The following is a 17,801-nucleotide window of genomic DNA, read 5'->3' on the forward strand; positions in this document are numbered from 1 at the left end:
AATCTTCTAGATGGTTATTTTTAATGTCAAAAGTTTTATATCTCATAATACTAAAAAATATAATATATTTTCTTATATTGCAGATACTAGAATATATAAAATACTAGAAAAGAGGATAGTATTTGCCATGAGAGAAAAAGTAATAGGACCTGATTATAAAAGTCTAAAAGAGAATTATGTGTCTGTAAATGTAATAGACAATGAAAACTTTATAAAAGAAATACTTAGTAAAAGTGATGATTTAAGATTTAAGAAATTAAATTACGGAAGCGAAAATAGAGAAATATTATTGGTGTACATAGAAAGCGTTATCGATGATAAGATAGTTCAAGATTATGTGATTGCCCCCCTTATCTCAAATATGAATATAAATACCAATACAGATACAAATACAAATGCAAATGCAAATAATACAAGTAATAATAAGGATACAAATAAGAGTAAAGACGTAAATACAAACACAGATATAAATAATAAAGATTTAAGTATAAATACAGGTGATATAAGTATTTCAGAATTAAAAAATAGAGTATTACAAGTACTTACCATAAATGAGGTAAATACTTTTGATGTATTGATTTTAAATTTATTGTCTGGAAGTACATTACTATTTTTACAGGGAAGTTCTACTGCTTTAATTATAAAAAGTAAAAGTGAAAGAGAAAGATCATTAGAAACTCCTGAAACTGAGCAGACAATAAGAGGATCAAGAGTTGGACTTACAGAAAATATTAATACTAATATAACTTTAATAAGAAGACAAATAAGAGACCCTAACTTATGTGTAGAAATAGTTAAGCTAGGGGAAAGAAGTCAAAAGGATATAGGAGTAATATATATAAGTGGTGTTGTCGATAAGGAAATACCTAAAGGAATAATACAAAGAATAAATGAGATAGATAGGGATGGAGTTATAGGTTCTGGACAGTTAGAACAAATTTTGCAGAAACCCAATTGGTTAATTTTACCTCAAATGTTAGCTACAGAAAGATTAGACACAGTAGTAGGAAATCTTCTTGAGGGAAGAGTTGTAGTAATTGTAGATGGAACTCCTATTGTTTTAATAAATCCTGTAACCTTTAATATGCTCATTTCATCTCCAGATGATTATTTTCAAACTCCTCTTATAAGTACATTACTTCGTTTAATAAGGTATATGAGTTATGTTATATGTACATCACTTGAAGGACTGTATTTATCACTGGTATCATACCAGACAGGTATGATACCTACTCCACTTGCACTATCCATAACTGGCTCAAGAATAGGACTTCCGTTTCCAGTAATATTAGAAGTAATTCTTATGGAACTTACATTATATGTGATTCAAGAAGCAGCAATAAGACTTCCAAATGCCATGGGTACAACAGTAGGTATAGTTGGTGGTCTTGTAATCGGCCAATCCGTGGTTCAGGCAGGGATAGTAAGTCCTATTATAGTAATTATTGTTGCAGGTTCGGCTATAACCTCTTTTGCACTACCAAATTATAATTTTACTCTTGGATGTATTTTAATAAGAATCTTTCTGTTAATTATGTCATCTATACTTGGATTATATGGGCTAGTTATGGGATGGATAATTTTAATAATTCATCTTGCATCTTTAGAAAATTTTGGAGTAAGATTTTTGAGCGATTTCTCACCTTATACTATAGGAGCATTAAAAGATGGCATGATTAAAGTTAATGAGAAAATGATATATAAAAGACCACCAAATCTAAAATCAGAAGATGATATAAGAGGCAATAGTAATATTAAGGTAGATGATAGTTATGACAAATGGTAAATTAAAAGCTATAAGTATGATGAGTATAGTAATACTTACAATGATACATGTAACACTAATAAACTTACCTAAAGATGTAATTAAGTATGCAAAGACTGATGCCTGGATATCAATAATAATTCTCGCTATAGCTGCCATGGCATGTGCGTATGCTTTTTATTCAATGTCTATTAAATATCCTAGAATGAATTTTGCTGAAATTAATACTAAAGTATTGGGAAATTTTTTTGGTAGATTATGTATTATAATAATAACTATTTACTATATAGTGTTTATTAGTATATCTATAAGATTATTTCAAGAAAGTATAGAAGCCTATTTATTAGATAGAACACCAAAAATTGTAGTCATAGGTGTATTTATTTATGTTTGTGCCTATTGTCTCATAAAAGGAGTTAGGACTACTAGTATTTTATTTGATATTCTTCTACCAGGTGTACTAATAATAGTTTTGGGGATATTATTAATGACCTATAAAAATGCAGATTTTAAAAATATTATGCCTGTTATGCATAATGGCTTTAAACCAGTTATAAGAGGCTCAGTTGAAGGAAGTGATACTGTACTAAGCTGCTGCATAATTTCTTACATTATGCCTTACTTTGAGGATGCAAAAAAGACAAAAAAGTGGATATTAATAGCTGTGGGAATAGCCATGTTTATATATTTTCTTTTAATATTAATGAGCTTAGCTGTATTTGGAGTAATAGAAGTTGAATATTTAAATTTCCCAGCAGTTTCATTAGCTAAAACTATAGAAATGGAAGTAGAAATATTTGAGAGAACAGAAAGTTTCTTTATGGCTGCATGGATTCCAAATGCCATTACTTCAATTATAGTATTTTATATTATAACGACTTTAAATATTAAAGAATTATTTAAAGTTAAGAGTAAAAAAGGTATTAACAGAATTATTTTATTTCAAATTCCTATTTTTTTAATAATTGCTTTAATACCTAAAAACATAATAGAACTTTATAAGTATTTATTAATAAGCAATAAGTTTGCCGTGGGTTTAATACTAGGTTATCTTCCAATATTTTTTTTGATAACAACAATAAAAAAAGGAAAGGGATGATAACATGAAAAAAATACTTAACAGATATATAATTATAATTATAATTTTTCTAACTACAAGCTTACTTTCAGGTTGTTGGGATTATACTGGGATAGAAAAAAGAGGTTATGTTTTAGGATTAGCAGTTGATTTAATAGAGGAAGGAGAGGTTAGAAGTAATAAAATAGAGACAATAATGACAGAGACGGATGTTCCTAAATATGCGTATACAATACAACTTCCAATAATAGCTAAAGGTAAAGCTGTTTCTGGAACAGGAGTACATGGTGGAGGTGATACAGGAATAAGAGCAAAAACATGGAACTTAACAATACTCGGAAACTCATTTTTTGAAGTGAATAGAGAGTATTCAACAAGACTTGATTATCCACCCTTTTATGAACATCTTAAAGTAGTAGTAATTAGTGAAGCTGCTGCAAGAGAAGGTATGTATACTGCTATTGATTTTATTATGAGAGATCCTGAAATGAGACGAAGAACAAAGATTTTCATTACTCCAGGGAAAGCCTCTAAAGTTTTAGAAGTAACACCTAAAATAGAAGATTATGCAAGTCTTTATTTAAAAGCATTACCTAACAATGCAATAAGAACCTCTAGAATGCTTCATAAGACAGACCTTGGGCAAGTAATGACAAATTTACATAGTGGTAATGACTTTGTACTGCCTAGAATTGTGCCAAGTAAAACGGAGATAAGGGATGCTGGCAGCGCTATATTTAAAAAGGATAAGATGGTAGGGTGGCTTGATGAAATAAAAACGAATTATCTAAAATGGATATCAGGTTATGCATTAGGAAGTACATTAACAATAGAATCACCAGATGATCCTAAAGGTATAGTTACTCTAGAACAAAGAAGTTTAAAAACTGAGACTAAACCAGTAGTTGAGGGAGAGGAGATAACTTTTAATATTAATACTAAGGTAGTTTTTAATATTGCAGAAATTAATCATGATCATGGTAAAAGAGCCTTTGATGAAGATTTTATAAAGGAAGTAGAAAAATTAGCTGAAAAAAAGGCAGAGAAACAAATGAGGGAAACTATTGAGTATGTTCAAAAAGAGTATGGTACTGATACATTTTTCTTTTATGAGGTTATGCAAAGATATGCACCTGACACTTGGGATAAAGTAAAAGATGATTGGGACAATGTATTCCCTAAGGTAAAAACAAATATAAAGGTAAGTGTTAAAATTGAACAGGTTGGATTAATAAAATAAATTTCACCTGACCAATTTTGTGTAAGTCTCCCATACGCTCTATGAAAGCTATCATCAGTAAGAACTTGCTTCAGTATAAGATTGAAAATTATTTTTATAGCTGATATAATCGGTGAAAGTAAAGAGAAAATTAAGATTATATTGGAGATAATTATATGAATAGAGAATTTATGAAAATTGCTCTTGAAGAAGCAAGGCTTGCGGAAAAGCTCAATGAAGTACCAGTAGGAGCAGTTATAGTAAAGAATGATAAGGTTATAGCAAAGGCACACAATCTTCGGGAAATACTAAAAGATCCAACAGCTCACGCAGAAGTACTTGCAATAAAAAGAGCCTCAGAAGTTTTAAATAATTGGAGACTTAATGAATGCGAAATGTATGTTACACTTGAACCTTGCCCTATGTGTGCAGGAGCAATTATTCAGTCAAGAATAAGAAGATTGTATATAGGAACCTTTGATCCAGTTTCGGGGTGCTGTGGCTCTGTCTTAAATATGACTGAAAATGAAGCCTTAAATACTATGATTGATGTAAAGTGGGCTTATGATGAGGAATGTAGTAATATACTACAAGAATTTTTTAGAAAGAGAAGAAAATAACTCATATGATTTTTAAAGTCATATGAGTTATTTTCTTAGGCCTTTAAGGGCTATCACTATAAGTAGGGTAGCAACTGAAGTTAAAGCGATTGTGCCTCCAGGAGCACTATTTATATAGTAGGATGAAATAAGTCCAATCATTATGTCTATGAACCCAAAAAATATAGAGTAAATGAGAGTCAGTTTAAAACTCTTATTTAGTTGAAGGGCTGTAGCAACAGGCACTGCCAGCATTGAGGATAAAACAAGAACTCCTATTATTCTTATAGAAATAGATACTGTTGCACTAACTAAAAGGGCAAAAATATAATTTATAATCTTTACTTTAATTCCTGCAATTGTTGCACCTTCTTCATCAAAGGTTACATAGACTAATTTATCATATAAACATATAAGTGTTATAACAGATACTACACTTAAAATTAAAACTGTTAATAGTTCTTGAGTAGATACAGTTAAAATGCTCCCAAATAAGTAGGAGTTAATATTTGCTTTAGCATTACCTGAGCTTATAACTGTTATAGCTATACCTACACTTAAAGTGAGTACTATTACAAGAATTAATTCTGAAAATTTCTTATAGTAAGACCTTAAAAGTTCTATAAAAAAACTACAAATAGATGTAAATACAAATGAACTTATTATAGGATTTAAATTAAACATAATTCCTATAGCAACACCAGCAAGAGAGCTGTGAGCTAAAGTATCACCCATCATAGAGTGTCTTTTTAGTACTAGGAATACACCAATAAAGGGACATAGTATAGAAATAAGGACAGATATCATTAAGGCATTTTGCATAAAGCTATACTGTAACATTAGAAATAACCTCCTGATATCTTTGTTTATATTCGCCTATAGACTGTAATAGACCATTTCCAGAGTTAAGTTCTAGTATATAGTTAGAATTTATTAAAGCTGCTTTTAGGTTATGTTCAATAGATATTATGGTAATCCTCATATCTAAATTAAGTTTTTTTATGATTGAGTATATTTCTTTTTGACTTTGGACATCAATTCCAGTAGAAGGTTCATCTAGGACGATAAGCTCAGGATTCCCCATAAGAGCTCGAGCTATAAATACCTTTTGCTGTTGGCCTCCAGATAGATTTCCAATAAGAGAATTTTTATAGTTTTCCATTCCTACTTTTTCTAAACTTTTTTGTATACAGCTAGTATTTTTAATTTTAATTGCTTTTCTATGAGAGTTAAGTACTTCAGATACAGTTATAGGAAATTGTGAATTAAAACTATCTATCTTTTGTGGCACATATCCAATTTTATTAGTATTAATTGTTATATCGCCACTAGAAGGTTTTAGTATTTTAAGAATAAGTCTTATAAGTGTACTTTTACCACTTCCGTTTTCTCCGAGTATTGATATATAATCCCCTTTATTAATAATTAAGTTTAGATTACTAAGTACATATAGGGGAAGTTTATTATAAGAGAAATAGAGATTGTTAATTTGAATCATAAATTGCCTCCGTAAAATTGTTAAATAATCAAGAATATGTAAAACATATTGACAAGTGTAAAATATATGTTTATTATATACCTAAATGCAAATAGTTTGCAAGTAAAAAAGGAGAGATTATATGTATAAAAAGATTATTGCCCTAATTACAACCTTTCTAATCATAATTTCTGTGTCCGCTTGTGGAAACAAGAAGTTAAATGAAGTAGGAGCAAATACGAATGATGTAAGTAATTCCACAAATGATAAAATAGATGTAGTAGTAACATTTAATCCTTTAAGAGAATTTGCCGAAGCAGTAGGTAAAGATAAGGTAAATGTAAAGACTTTAATAAATGAAGCAATAGAACCTCACGATTTTGAACCAAAGCCTAGAGATTTAGAAAATATAAGCAAAGGTAAAGTGTTTGTTTATAATGGAGTAGAAATGGAGCCTTGGATAGATAAGGTTATAGAAACTATAAGTAATAAAAGTTTAATATTAGTAGATTCCTCAAAGGGAACTAATCTTATTAAGACAGAGAACGATGAAGAAGAGGAAGAAAATGAAGAAGACCATGAGCATGGAGAATATGATCCACACATATGGCTAAGCCTAAAAGAGGCAAAGGTTCAAGCAAATAACATAAAGGAAGCTTTGATTAAAGTAGACCCAGCAGGTAAAGATTATTATGATAAAAACTATAATGAATTTACTCAAAAGCTTGATAGTCTTTACAATGAGTATAATGAAAAAATAAGTAAATTAACTAATAGAAAATTTGTTACAGGACATGCGGCTTTTTCATATCTTTGTAGAGATTTTAATCTAGAACAAAACAGTGTTGAAGATGTATTTGCAGAAGGAGAGCCAAGTGCAAAGAGGCTTAAAGAATTAGTTGAATACGGAAAGAAAAATAATATTAAAACTATATTCTCAGAGGAAAATGCAAGTCCAAGAGTGTCAGAAACTTTGGCAAAGGAAATAGGAGCAAAAATAGAGAAAATATACTCTTTAGAAAGCAAACAAGATAATAAAAACTATATAGAGAGTATGAGAGAAAATCTAGAAAAGATATATATTAGTTTAAAATAGAACATATTTAAAGTTAAAGGCAGGTTAGGTATATCTAATCTGCCTTTAACTATTAAATTTATATGCTGTGCATTAAATCTGATGCAGATAAATATATATTAGTAATTATGTTTATAGTATTCATTTATTGAAAAGGGGGGAGAAGTTCTTTGGTAAAAAGTAATAAACCAAATGCTAATTTATTATTCATATTAAAAATAATATTATTAAATTTAATTTTTTTTATTCTAATCAGTACTGTTATTACATATAGAAATAGTTCTGTAAGCAGAAATGCAGTAGTTGAAAATTTTGCAACTATATTTTTAAGTATAATTCTTGAAGCATTACCATTTATAATAATTGGATCAATAATATCCTCATTAATACAGGTATTTATATCAGAAGAAACAATAGCTAAAATAGTTCCTAAAAATAAAATAATAGGTTTATTTATAGCATCAATAATGGGAATAGTATTTCCAGTTTGCGAATGTGCAATTGTACCTATAGTGAGAAGGCTTATAAAAAAGGGAGTTCCTTTAAATATTGCTATAACATTTATGCTTGCAGTACCTATAGTAAATCCTATAGTATTAGCCTCTACTTATTATGCATTTTATAGTATGCCTATTATGGTAGTTTTAAGAGGAGTGATGGGTTTAATTGGTGCATTAGTTATAGGGTATCTTATAGGGTGGCTAGAAGAAGGGCGCAATCCATTAAAAGAGTCAAATAAGGTAGCAAGCTTACATGTAGGCTGCAGTTGTGGACATGATCATAGTGGTCATCATCATGAACATAATCATAATCACAAGTCTAAAATCAAGGAAATAATTGAGCATACAAGCTCAGAACTATATGACATAGGTAAATTTTTAATACTTGGAGCTTTTATAGCTACAGTGTTTCAAGTATTTGTTTCAAGAAGTTATATATTACAACTAGGAACTAACAAAGTATATTCAGTATTTGCCATGATGATATTTGCATATATTATATCCTTATGTTCAGAGGCAGATGCTTTTATAGCAAGAACTTTTTTGAATCAGTTTACTACAGGATCTATAGCAGCCTTTTTAGTATTAGGACCTATGATAGATATAAAGAACACATTAATGTTAGCTTCAGGTTTTAAAAAGAGATTCATATTACAGCTTACACTTCTAATTTTTGCTGTATCTTTCCTTATGAGTGAGATTGTAAACATAATAGGTTTATAGAAGGGAGAAGACGTATTGTTAAAAAAGTTTAATATAAATGAGGCTTTATGGTTTATTATACTCCTAGGTTTTGCAAGTTACTTTTTCTATCTATTTATGTCAGGAAATATTGAAATTTTTATTCATCCAAGAATGAAAAAGTATGCTATTTTTGCTTTTTTAGTATTTTGTATTTTAGCCTATTTTCAAATAAATAAGCTTTTTAGTTATAATGAAAATAATCAAACTATTAGAAAAGGTTATCTTATATTTTTAATTCCAATTTTACTAGGATTTATAGTTAATCCTAAAGGATTAGATCCAAGTATAGCTAATAAAAAAGGCTTAAAGTTAGTAGGTCCAAGTGGTGAAAATATAAGTATATTTAAAAACAATGAGAGTGATGATAATAAGTCTAGTGAAGATGATGTAATTGAAGTTAATGAGAAAAATTATTTAAATGTAATACAAGATATGGAGAACAATATAGATAAATATAAGGGAAAGAAGATTGTAATTAGTGGATTTATTTTTAAGGAAGATAGTTTTAATGAGGATGAGTTTGTTGTAGCTAGAATGTTAGTATCCTGTTGTGCTGCAGATTCTGAATTCATAGGTTTAATGTGTAAGTGGGACGGCTCAAAGGAATTAGAAGATAACAAGTGGGTTAAAATCCAAGGTACAATTGATGTTACAAACTATAAAGATAAGGAAAATGATAGAATAATACCTGCTATACGAGTTAACAGTATAGAAAAGATAGATAAACCTAAAAATGAATATATTTATCCATAAGTGAAGTGTATGGATAAAAAAATGGAAGAGCTAATCCTCTTCCGTTTTTTTACTACAATTATTACAATAGCCATATAATTCAAGTTTATGATCGGTTACTGTAAAACCGCTGTTATTAACTTTAGAGGCAAATTCTTTTAGTGGACAGAAATCTATAGTCTCTGTCTTTCCACAGTTTTTGCATATAACATGATGATGATGATGGTCACTACAAGTAAATTCATAACTTGAAGAAGAGCCATTTATACTTGTTTTATGAACAATATCAATAGCTTCTAAAACTTCCATATTTCTATATACTGTAGATAAGTTAGTTTTCTCATATTTATTTTTAGATCTTAAATATATCTCTTCTACGGAAAGAAATTTACCGCTATTTTCAACAAGAACTTCTAGTATAGATTTTCTTTGCTTTGTAAGTTTATATCCTTTTTCCTTAAGTGCATATTCTATTTTATCCATATTAGTCATATATAACACTCCTAGTACGATTTAATCATATTTTACAATACTAATTCAAGGTATTCAATGATTAATAAATAATTATCTATAACATTTAATCATAGGATGTGTTAAAAGATACAATAATATATGATAAAACTTATCTAGTCTATTTATTATAATTTTAAAGCTAAAGAATATAATAATGTAAAAAAAGAGTATAATAATTAATAAAATGATTATCGCAATAAGGAAATAGGTAATAAATACATAAAAAATAAATAAAAAAGTTATTGATTTAATAAAAAGGTTTATGTATAATAAGAATAAATAAAATTAGTATTGTTAAAAACGATGAGAGGGAGAGTACTTATAAATGGATTTCTAGAGAGCTGAGGACGGTGGAATCTTAGCATGAAGTTTATAAAGGAAGAACACCCTTGAGGATCTAATCGAAATTTTTAAAGAAAGTAGATTTAGACGGAAGTTCACCGTTAAAGGAACTAGGTATCAATTAGATATATTTATTTAATTCGTACTTATTTAAGTGAGCAGAAATGCTAACAAGGGTGGCACCGCGAATATAATCGTCCCTATACAACTTAAGTTGTATAGGGATTTTTGTTTTTTAAATTATGACTAAGAATAATGGAGGAATTAATATGGAAAGAGTATTTATAAAAGATTTGATAAGTGAAAAACAAGATAGAGTATTAGTTAAGGGATGGATTCATAAAATCCACAGTTTAGGATCAATTAGTTTTGTGCAACTTAGAGATAGAACGGGAATAGCTCAAATTATAGTAGATAAAGAGAAGATAAATGATCTTAGAGCAGAGGCATCTGTAGAAGTTATTGGAGAAAAAGTTCTCAATGAAAAAGCACCACAAGGAATAGAAATTCAAGCAGAAGAAATTAGAATAGTAGGTAAAGCTAGTTATGACATTCTGCCTTTTGAAATCAATAAAAGAGATATTAATGCAGCTCTAGAAGTGCAGTTAGATAATAGAGTAATGAGTCTTAGAAAACCTAAAGTTAGAGCAGTATTTAAAATACAAGAGGAGATAGAAGAAGCTTTTAGAAAGTATTTAAGAGATAGAGGCTTTTCACAAATACACACACCTAAAATTATAGATTCTGGTACAGAAGGTGGAAGTGAAATGTTTACTGTAGACTACTACGGAAACAGAGCTTTTCTTGCACAAAGTCCACAGTTTTATAAACAAATGATGGTAGGAGCTGGATTTGAAAGAGTATATGAAGTGGGGCATGCATATAGAGCAGAACCGCACAATACTTGGAGACATCTAAGTGAATATGTTAGTCTAGATGTAGAAATGGGCTTTATTAAAGATGAAAATGATATTATGGATTTAGAAGAGGGGTTTTTACAGTATTTATTTAAACATCTTGCAGAAACTTGTAAAAGAGAGTTAGATATGTATGGAATAGATTTAAGTGGTATGCCAAGTATACCTAGAATAGCTTTAAGTGAAGCACAAGATATTATATTAGATAAGTATGATAAAAGATCTCCTGTAGGAAACTTAGATGCAGAAGGAGAAAAGTTATTCTCTAAATATGTAAAAGAAGTGTATAATAGTGACTTTGTATTCTTAACCAAGTATCCTATTTCAAAAAGACCAATGTATACAATGCCTTGTGAAGAAAATGTAGGGGCTACAAGAAGCTTTGATTTAATCTATAAAGGTGTTGAAATTACAACTGGAGGACAAAGAATACACGAATACGATATGTTAATAGAAAATATAAAGAAATTCGGATTAAATCCTGAGGACTTTAAGTTCTACACTGATTTCTTCAAGTACGGAATGCCACCACATGGAGGCTTTGCTATAGGGCTTGAAAGACTTACAATGAAGATATTAGATTTACAGAACATAAGAGAGGCAACACTTTTACCAAGAGATTTAAAAAGAATGACACCATAAAAGGAGTGATAAGAAATGAAGGTTAGTGTTAATGATGTTCAGTATATTGCGAAGCTTGCAAAGCTAAAATTTAGCGATGATGAACTTGAGAAGATGACTAAGGAATTTGAAAATATATTAAATCATTTTGAGGCAATAGATAATGTAAATTTAGATGATATAAACTTAAATGAATTTGATAAGGTAAATACGGAATTTAGAAAAGATGAGGTTGTAGTTTTTGAGGATAAGAAAAAATTATTTAGCAATGTAAAGTCCATGAGAGGAACAAGTATAGAGGTACCAAAGGTTATAGAATAAAGGATGGTGAAATTTATGAACATAGAAAAATTAACGGCTTTTGAAATAAAAGAAGGTATTCAAAGTGGAGAATTTTCTTGTGAAGAAGTAGTTAGAAAATTATACGTAAAAATAGATGAAGTAGATAAAGATGTTAATGCTTACTTAACTTTATGTGAAGAAGATGCTTTAATTCAAGCAAGAAAAATTGATAGTAAAGTAAAAAATGGAGAGAAATTAGGTAAACTAGCTGGAATACCTATTGCGATAAAAGATAATATCTGTACTGATGGAATTAGAACAACTTGTGCATCAAAAATGTTAGAGGATTTTATTCCTCCTTATGATGCTACTGTAATTAAAAAGCTTAAAGAAGAGGATGCAATAATTATAGGAAAAACTAATATGGATGAATTTGCGATGGGTTCTTCTACAGAAAACTCAGCTTTTAAAATTACAAAGAATCCTTTTGATTTAGATAGAGTTCCAGGTGGTTCTTCAGGAGGATCCGCCGCAGCAGTAGGTGCAGGGATTGCTCCTTTATCTCTTGGATCTGATACAGGTGGTTCTATTAGACAGCCAGCAGCCTTTTGTGGTGTTGTAGGATTAAAACCAACCTATGGATTAATATCAAGATATGGACTTATAGCTTTTGGTTCTTCTTTAGATCAGATAGGTCCAATGGCGAGAAGTGTAAAAGATTGTGCTCTTTGTCTAGATGTAATTAAGGGAGAAGACCCTATGGACAATACTAGTCTTAAGCAAGATGAGGATTTAAGTTATTTAGAAGGAATAGATGATGGAATAAAGGGCATGAGAATTGGTGTTCCAACAGAATTTCTAGGTGAAGGTCTTAATCCAGAAATAAAGAAATCAATATTAGACAGTGTTGAAAAGTTTAAAGCTTTAGGTGCAATAGTTGAGGATATATCTTTCCCTATTTCTGAATACGGACTTTCTGCCTACTATATTATTTCCTCAGCTGAAGCAAGTTCAAATTTAGCAAGATATGATGGTATAAGATATGGATATAGAACTAAGGAATATGATGATGTATATGAGATCATGGAGAAAAGCAGAAGTGAAGCCTTTGGTGAAGAAGTTAAGAGAAGAATAATGCTTGGAACTTACGCATTATCTTCAGGTTATTATGATGCGTATTATAAGAGAGCATTAAAATTAAAAAAGAAGATAAGTAAGGATTTTAAAAAGGTTTTTGAAAAATATGACCTAATTTTAACACCAGTATCTCCAGTTCTTCCTTTTAAGGTAGGAGAGAAGAAAGCAGATCCATTAGAGATGTATCTTGCAGACATATATACTGTAAATGTTAATCTATCAGGACTACCTGCTATTTCAGTACCATGTGGGCAAAGTCAAGAAGGATTACCTATAGGACTTCAGCTTATAGGAGATTATTTTAGTGAAAAGAAAATGTTAAGAGCTGCACAAGCTTTTTCAGGAGGTGCTAGTTTATGAGTTTCGAAACTATAATTGGACTTGAAATACATGCCGAATTAAAAACAAAAACAAAGATATTTTGCAACTGTTCTACAAAGTTTGGGTCAGAGCCTAATGAGAACACTTGTCCTGTATGTTTAGGAATGCCTGGAACTCTTCCAGTAATGAATGAAGAGGTTATAAGGCTTGCATCAAAAGCAGGTACTGCTGTAAATTGTACAATAAATAAGTTAAACAAGATGGATAGAAAAAATTACTTTTATCCCGATTTACCTAAAGCGTATCAAATATCACAATTTGATCTACCTATATGTAGTGGTGGATATATAGATATTAATAGTAACGGGGAAGTTAAAAGAATAAATTTAAATAGAATACATGTAGAAGAAGATGCAGGTAAACTAGTTCACGTAGAATATGAGCCATACACATTGATAGATTATAATAGAGTTGGAGTACCTCTTGTTGAAATAGTTACTGAGCCAGATTTAAGATCTGTTGATGATGCAGTAAATTTCTTAAAAACACTTAAAGAAATTTTAGAGTATGCTGATATATCTGATTGCCGTATGGAACAAGGTTCTCTAAGATGTGATGCTAATATTTCACTTAGAGAAGTAGGAAGTAACAAATTAAATACTAGAGTAGAAATTAAAAATTTAAACTCTTTTAAAGAGCTTCAAAAGGCATTAGAAAAAGAAGAAAAAAGACAAAGGGAACTATATACATTTGGACAGGAGTATAAGATAGTTCAAGAAACAAGAAGATGGGATAGTGCTAAAGGAAAGACTGTACCAATGAGAAGTAAGGAAGAAGCACATGATTATAGATACTTCCCAGAAGCAGACGTTATACCTATTGTTATAAAGGATGAAATTATTGAAGAAGTTATAAAAGATATTCCAGAGCTTCCAAAAGCCAAAAGACAAAGATTTACAGAAACATATAAGCTAGGAGAAAAGGAAGTAGAAATTTTAGTTGGAGATAAGAGTCTTTCTATGTATTATGAAGAGTTAATTCTAAAGGGATCAGATGTAAAGGTAGCTTGCAACTGGGTGCTTTCAGAAATACTAAGAGTAATAAATGAAAATAAAATTACTGTTGATGAGTTTTCTATAAAACCTGATAGAATGCATGGACTTTTAAAATTTGTTGAGAGTGGAAAGATAAACAACACTGCAGCAAAAGAAGTTTTTGAAGAAATGTTAAATAGCGATAAGATGCCAGAGGATTTAATTAAAGAAAAGGGACTGATGCAAACAAGTTCTGTAGACGATATTAAGCCTATTGTTGAAGAGATCTTAAAACAAAATTCTAAAGCAGTTGAAGAATATAAAAACGGTAAGACACAAGCTAAAGGATTTTTAGTGGGTATGGTAGTAAAAGCAACTCAGAAGAAAGCGAATCCTAAGGTTATAAATGAAATTTTAGAAGAAATGCTAAATAGTTAGAGTTATAATAATTAAAAGAGGTGCCTATCTTGAATAATATTATATATAATACTATGTCTAAAATGATAAGTTACTTTGAAGGGGACGTGAGAAGAATAAATCACGCCCTCAAAGTACATAATCTTGCTAAAAGTATAGGAGAACTTGAAAACATATCAAAAGATAAACTTTTTATACTAGAATTAGCAGCTATACTTCATGATATAGGAATAAAGGAAAGTGAGAGGAAATATAATTCTCATGCAGGTAATTATCAAGAGATTGAAGGGCCTCCAGTGGGCCGTAAATTATTAGAAGAATTCAACTTAGACCACACACTTTTGGATAGAATATGTTTTCTTATAGGAAGTCATCACACATATAGTTCTATAGATGATATAGATTTTCAAATACTTATAGAAGCAGATTTTCTAGTGAATATATTTGAGGATGGAATAAAAAGAGAAAAACTACAGAGAATAAGAGAGGCATATTTTAAAACTAAGAGTGGAACTAGATATTTAGAAAGCATGTATATGAAATCGTAACAAAGTTACTAAATTTTAAAAATATATGTTTTTGCTAAAACTAAATTATTGTTCATATAATAGAATATAGTATATTAATAACTAATAAATACTAGTTACAAATATTTATATTTGCCTTGAAATAAATATGAATAGATAGTATAATAGTTTTTACTTGGTGATGCCAAGTTAAATATTTAAATTTATGGAGAGATGTTCGAGTGGTTTAAGGAGCACGCCTGGAACGCGTGTGTAGGGGCAACTCTACCGAGGGTTCGAATCCCTCTTTCTCCGCCATAGTCGTGCTAGACGGGAAGTTAGCGGTGTCCTGCACCTGCAATCCGCTATAGCAGGGTTGAACTCCTCGTCGAGGCTTTGAAGTGGGAGGTCTGGCTTATACAAGTGGCGTTGATAACTGGGCCCCACGCAACGGAAACTTATGAACCCCGTCAGATCCGGAAGGAAGCAGCGGTAAGTAAGACCTTTCGTGTGCCGTGGGCAAACCTGGTTTGAGTTAACTGTATAAGTAACGCTCTTACTTCACTGTCGACACGAGGTGCACGACTTTACATATGATTATAAGACGCATAATGTTGCGTCTTTTTTTATTTAATTTATTAAAATTTATCCGATGACTATCTGCCGTAATACTCACATCGCACTCTGCGAAAGCGATTCACACCAAATCGCAGATTTTGGATATTTGCTTAAGTGGGATATAACGGCAGCTACGTCCCTGGATAACGATTTCTAAGATTCAGGTTGAGTGAAAAACTCCACCTGAAGTCAAGAACTCTGTTTATTTAAATATGGTATGATATAATAGTAGTAATACATAGAAAAAAGAGTAAGAGGTGTTTCAATTGGCATATACCGCTTTATATAGAGAATGGAGACCTAAAACCTTTGATGAAGTAGTTGGTCAATCACATGTAACTACTACTTTAAAGAATCAAATAAAAAATAATAGAATAGCCCATGCTTATCTCTTGTGTGGTACAAGAGGAACGGGAAAAACCTCTACTGCAAAGATATTTGCTAAAGCAGTAAATTGCCTGGATTCTAAAGATGGAGAGCCTTGCAATGAATGTGAGATGTGCAAAAAGATAACTAATGGTCTTGCTATAGATGTTTCAGAAATTGATGCTGCATCTCATAATAAGGTTGATGATATAAGAGATCTTATAGAGGAGGTTAAGTACCCCCCAAGAGAAGGAAAGCATAAGGTTTATATAATGGATGAAGCTCATATGTTAACACAAGGAGCTGTAAACGCATTTCTAAAAACCTTAGAGGAGCCACCAGAAAAGGTAATCTTTATACTGGCTACAACTGACCCTCAAAAGCTACCTATAACTATTTTATCAAGATGTCAAAGATTTGATTTTAAAAGGATAAAAAGTGATGATGTGTTTGAAAGGCTTGTTAAGATAACTAATGAGCAAGAAAGTTCTGCAGATAATAAGAGCCTGCAGCTTATTGCAAGAATGTCTGATGGGGCAATGAGAGATGCTTTAAGTATATTAGATCAAGCAATATCTATGGGAAACGGCACGGTTGATTACGAACAAGTAATTAATATGCTGGGACTTGTAACTAACGAAAACTTACTAAAATTAGCAGATAATATAATAGATAAGAATGTAGAAACTTCAATGAGAATTATTGATGATATAGTATATGGTGGAAAAGACATCAATCTTTTTATAAAGGATATGATACATCATATGAGAAACCTTATGATGGTTAAGATTAGTCAAAAACCAGAAGAAGTACTAGACATGTCAGAAGAAAATATAGAGCTAATAAAAAAACAATCGGCAAAAATAAGAATTGAAGAGATAATGAGATGTATTAGGATATTTCAAGAAAGCGAAGAGCAAGCTAAGTGGAGCAGTCAAAGCAGAATATACTTGGAGCTAGCTGTAATAAAAATGTGCAAAGTAGAGTATGATACATCTAAAGAAGTACTGCTAGCTAGAATAAATAAATTAGAAAATATGATTAAAGAAGGAAATATACAAGTAAAACTAAATAATGTAGAAAGTACAAATAATAAACCGGATGTTAAAACTGCAAAGGCTCCTATATTAAAGAGCAAAGTAAGTAAGGAATATGAACCTGTTGCAGAAATGAATACGGATTCTAAACTTACAGTAGAAGATATTAAAAAGTCTTGGAAGGATATTCTAGAGGTTTTTAAGGCTAGAAGGCTTATGGTTATATATGCATCCTTAATAACAGGTAGGATTGAATCCTGTATTAATGGCATTATAGAGATAAAATATGAGCAACAATATGCTTTTAATATTAGTAGACTTCAAAAAGATGATAATAGAAAAATAATCGAGGATGTTTTCTCAGAGGCACTAAAAGAGAGAGTAAGAATAAAATATACTGTAGATAAAAATGAAGAAAATGAAAAAACTCCAGAACAAATTTTAAAAGAAACTTTTGGAGAAGATTTAGTAGAAATAATTGATGAATAAGAATGTAAATGG

Annotated in this window: 16 protein-coding genes, 1 tRNA gene, 1 other RNA gene and 1 other annotated feature; of the genes, 15 read left to right on the forward strand and 3 right to left on the reverse strand. The window is 30.4% G+C overall.

Annotated features, from left to right (window positions below; translation table 11 throughout):
- Nucleotides 1–127: 127 nt before the first annotated feature.
- The 4 genes from ACX0KU_RS05310 (at nt 128) to ACX0KU_RS05325 (ending at nt 4,682) form a co-directional block, all read left to right on the forward strand.
- Complete coding sequence (locus tag ACX0KU_RS05310) at nt 128–1,786, forward strand: spore germination protein (protein WP_472991841.1); 1,659 nt, start codon at nt 128–130, stop codon at nt 1,784–1,786.
- On the forward strand, nt 1,764–2,864 hold the full coding sequence (locus tag ACX0KU_RS05315) for a GerAB/ArcD/ProY family transporter (RefSeq protein WP_472991842.1): 1,101 nt from the start codon (nt 1,764–1,766) through the stop codon (nt 2,862–2,864). The genes ACX0KU_RS05310 and ACX0KU_RS05315 overlap by 23 nt, the downstream gene beginning before the upstream one ends.
- A 4-nt stretch (nt 2,865–2,868) precedes the next feature.
- Nucleotides 2,869–4,083, forward strand: coding sequence for a Ger(x)C family spore germination protein (locus tag ACX0KU_RS05320; protein ID WP_472991843.1), 1,215 nt, complete (start codon nt 2,869–2,871; stop codon nt 4,081–4,083).
- A gap of 155 nt (nt 4,084–4,238) precedes the next feature.
- Complete coding sequence (locus tag ACX0KU_RS05325) at nt 4,239–4,682, forward strand: nucleoside deaminase (RefSeq protein ID WP_472991844.1); 444 nt, start codon at nt 4,239–4,241, stop codon at nt 4,680–4,682.
- A 27-nt stretch (nt 4,683–4,709) separates the two neighbouring features.
- On the opposite strand, the gene ACX0KU_RS05330 is transcribed toward ACX0KU_RS05325, so the two are convergent.
- Together ACX0KU_RS05330 and ACX0KU_RS05335 are read right to left on the reverse strand one after the other, a co-directional pair.
- The gene (locus ACX0KU_RS05330; protein ID WP_472991845.1) at nt 4,710–5,501 is read right to left on the reverse strand and encodes a metal ABC transporter permease; all 792 of its coding nucleotides are present in this window, start codon (nt 5,499–5,501) and stop codon (nt 4,710–4,712) included.
- A complete protein-coding gene (locus ACX0KU_RS05335; protein ID WP_472991846.1) occupies nt 5,488–6,159 on the reverse strand; it encodes a metal ABC transporter ATP-binding protein in 672 nt (223 codons plus the stop codon). Before ACX0KU_RS05335 ends, ACX0KU_RS05330 begins: the two co-directional genes overlap by 14 nt.
- Before the next feature lie 121 nt (nt 6,160–6,280).
- Here ACX0KU_RS05335 and ACX0KU_RS05340 point away from each other — a divergent pair, with 121 nt between their 5' ends.
- The 3 genes from ACX0KU_RS05340 (at nt 6,281) to ACX0KU_RS05350 (ending at nt 9,210) form a co-directional block, all read left to right on the forward strand.
- A complete protein-coding gene (locus tag ACX0KU_RS05340; RefSeq protein WP_472991847.1) occupies nt 6,281–7,234 on the forward strand; it encodes a metal ABC transporter substrate-binding protein in 954 nt (317 codons plus the stop codon).
- A gap of 149 nt (nt 7,235–7,383) precedes the next feature.
- Nucleotides 7,384–8,436 carry a permease gene (locus ACX0KU_RS05345; RefSeq protein ID WP_472991848.1) on the forward strand — a complete coding sequence of 351 codons (1,053 nt, stop codon included), beginning with the start codon at nt 7,384–7,386 and terminating at the stop codon, nt 8,434–8,436.
- Between the two features lie 15 nt (nt 8,437–8,451).
- Entirely contained in the window at nt 8,452–9,210 is a 759-nt protein-coding gene (locus ACX0KU_RS05350; protein WP_472991849.1) for a TIGR03943 family putative permease subunit, read from the forward strand.
- A gap of 30 nt (nt 9,211–9,240) precedes the next feature.
- Here the strand turns inward: ACX0KU_RS05350 and ACX0KU_RS05355 are convergent, their stop codons facing one another.
- Nucleotides 9,241–9,681: a Fur family transcriptional regulator gene (locus ACX0KU_RS05355; protein ID WP_472991850.1), complete on the reverse strand. Its 441-nt coding sequence runs from the start codon at nt 9,679–9,681 to the stop codon at nt 9,241–9,243.
- 315 nt (nt 9,682–9,996) lie between these two features.
- Nucleotides 9,997–10,249, forward strand: a binding site (T-box leader).
- A 64-nt stretch (nt 10,250–10,313) separates the two neighbouring features.
- Between ACX0KU_RS05355 and aspS the strand changes: the two genes are divergently transcribed.
- The 8 genes from aspS (at nt 10,314) to dnaX (ending at nt 17,789) form a co-directional block, all read left to right on the forward strand.
- Nucleotides 10,314–11,603, forward strand: coding sequence for an aspartate--tRNA(Asn) ligase (aspS, locus tag ACX0KU_RS05360; RefSeq protein WP_472991851.1), 1,290 nt, complete (start codon nt 10,314–10,316; stop codon nt 11,601–11,603).
- A 15-nt stretch (nt 11,604–11,618) separates the two neighbouring features.
- The gene (gatC, locus tag ACX0KU_RS05365) at nt 11,619–11,903 is read left to right on the forward strand and encodes an Asp-tRNA(Asn)/Glu-tRNA(Gln) amidotransferase subunit GatC (protein WP_472991852.1); all 285 of its coding nucleotides are present in this window, start codon (nt 11,619–11,621) and stop codon (nt 11,901–11,903) included.
- Between the two features lie 15 nt (nt 11,904–11,918).
- Nucleotides 11,919–13,361, forward strand: a complete 1,443-nt coding sequence (gene gatA / locus ACX0KU_RS05370; protein ID WP_472991853.1) for an Asp-tRNA(Asn)/Glu-tRNA(Gln) amidotransferase subunit GatA — start codon at nt 11,919–11,921, stop codon at nt 13,359–13,361.
- A complete protein-coding gene (gene gatB, locus ACX0KU_RS05375; RefSeq protein ID WP_472991854.1) occupies nt 13,358–14,794 on the forward strand; it encodes an Asp-tRNA(Asn)/Glu-tRNA(Gln) amidotransferase subunit GatB in 1,437 nt (478 codons plus the stop codon). The genes gatA and gatB overlap by 4 nt, the downstream gene beginning before the upstream one ends.
- 29 nt (nt 14,795–14,823) lie before the next feature.
- Nucleotides 14,824–15,321, forward strand: coding sequence for an HD domain-containing protein (locus tag ACX0KU_RS05380; protein WP_472991855.1), 498 nt, complete (start codon nt 14,824–14,826; stop codon nt 15,319–15,321).
- A 186-nt stretch (nt 15,322–15,507) separates the two neighbouring features.
- Nucleotides 15,508–15,597: transfer RNA gene (locus ACX0KU_RS05385), tRNA-Ser, on the forward strand.
- 3 nt (nt 15,598–15,600) lie between these two features.
- Nucleotides 15,601–15,864: signal recognition particle sRNA large type (gene ffs, locus ACX0KU_RS05390), an RNA gene on the forward strand.
- 299 nt (nt 15,865–16,163) lie between these two features.
- Complete coding sequence (dnaX, locus tag ACX0KU_RS05395; protein WP_472991856.1) at nt 16,164–17,789, forward strand: DNA polymerase III subunit gamma/tau; 1,626 nt, start codon at nt 16,164–16,166, stop codon at nt 17,787–17,789.
- Nucleotides 17,790–17,801 lie beyond the last annotated feature (12 nt).

Source organism: Clostridium sp. X, assembly GCF_055755365.1.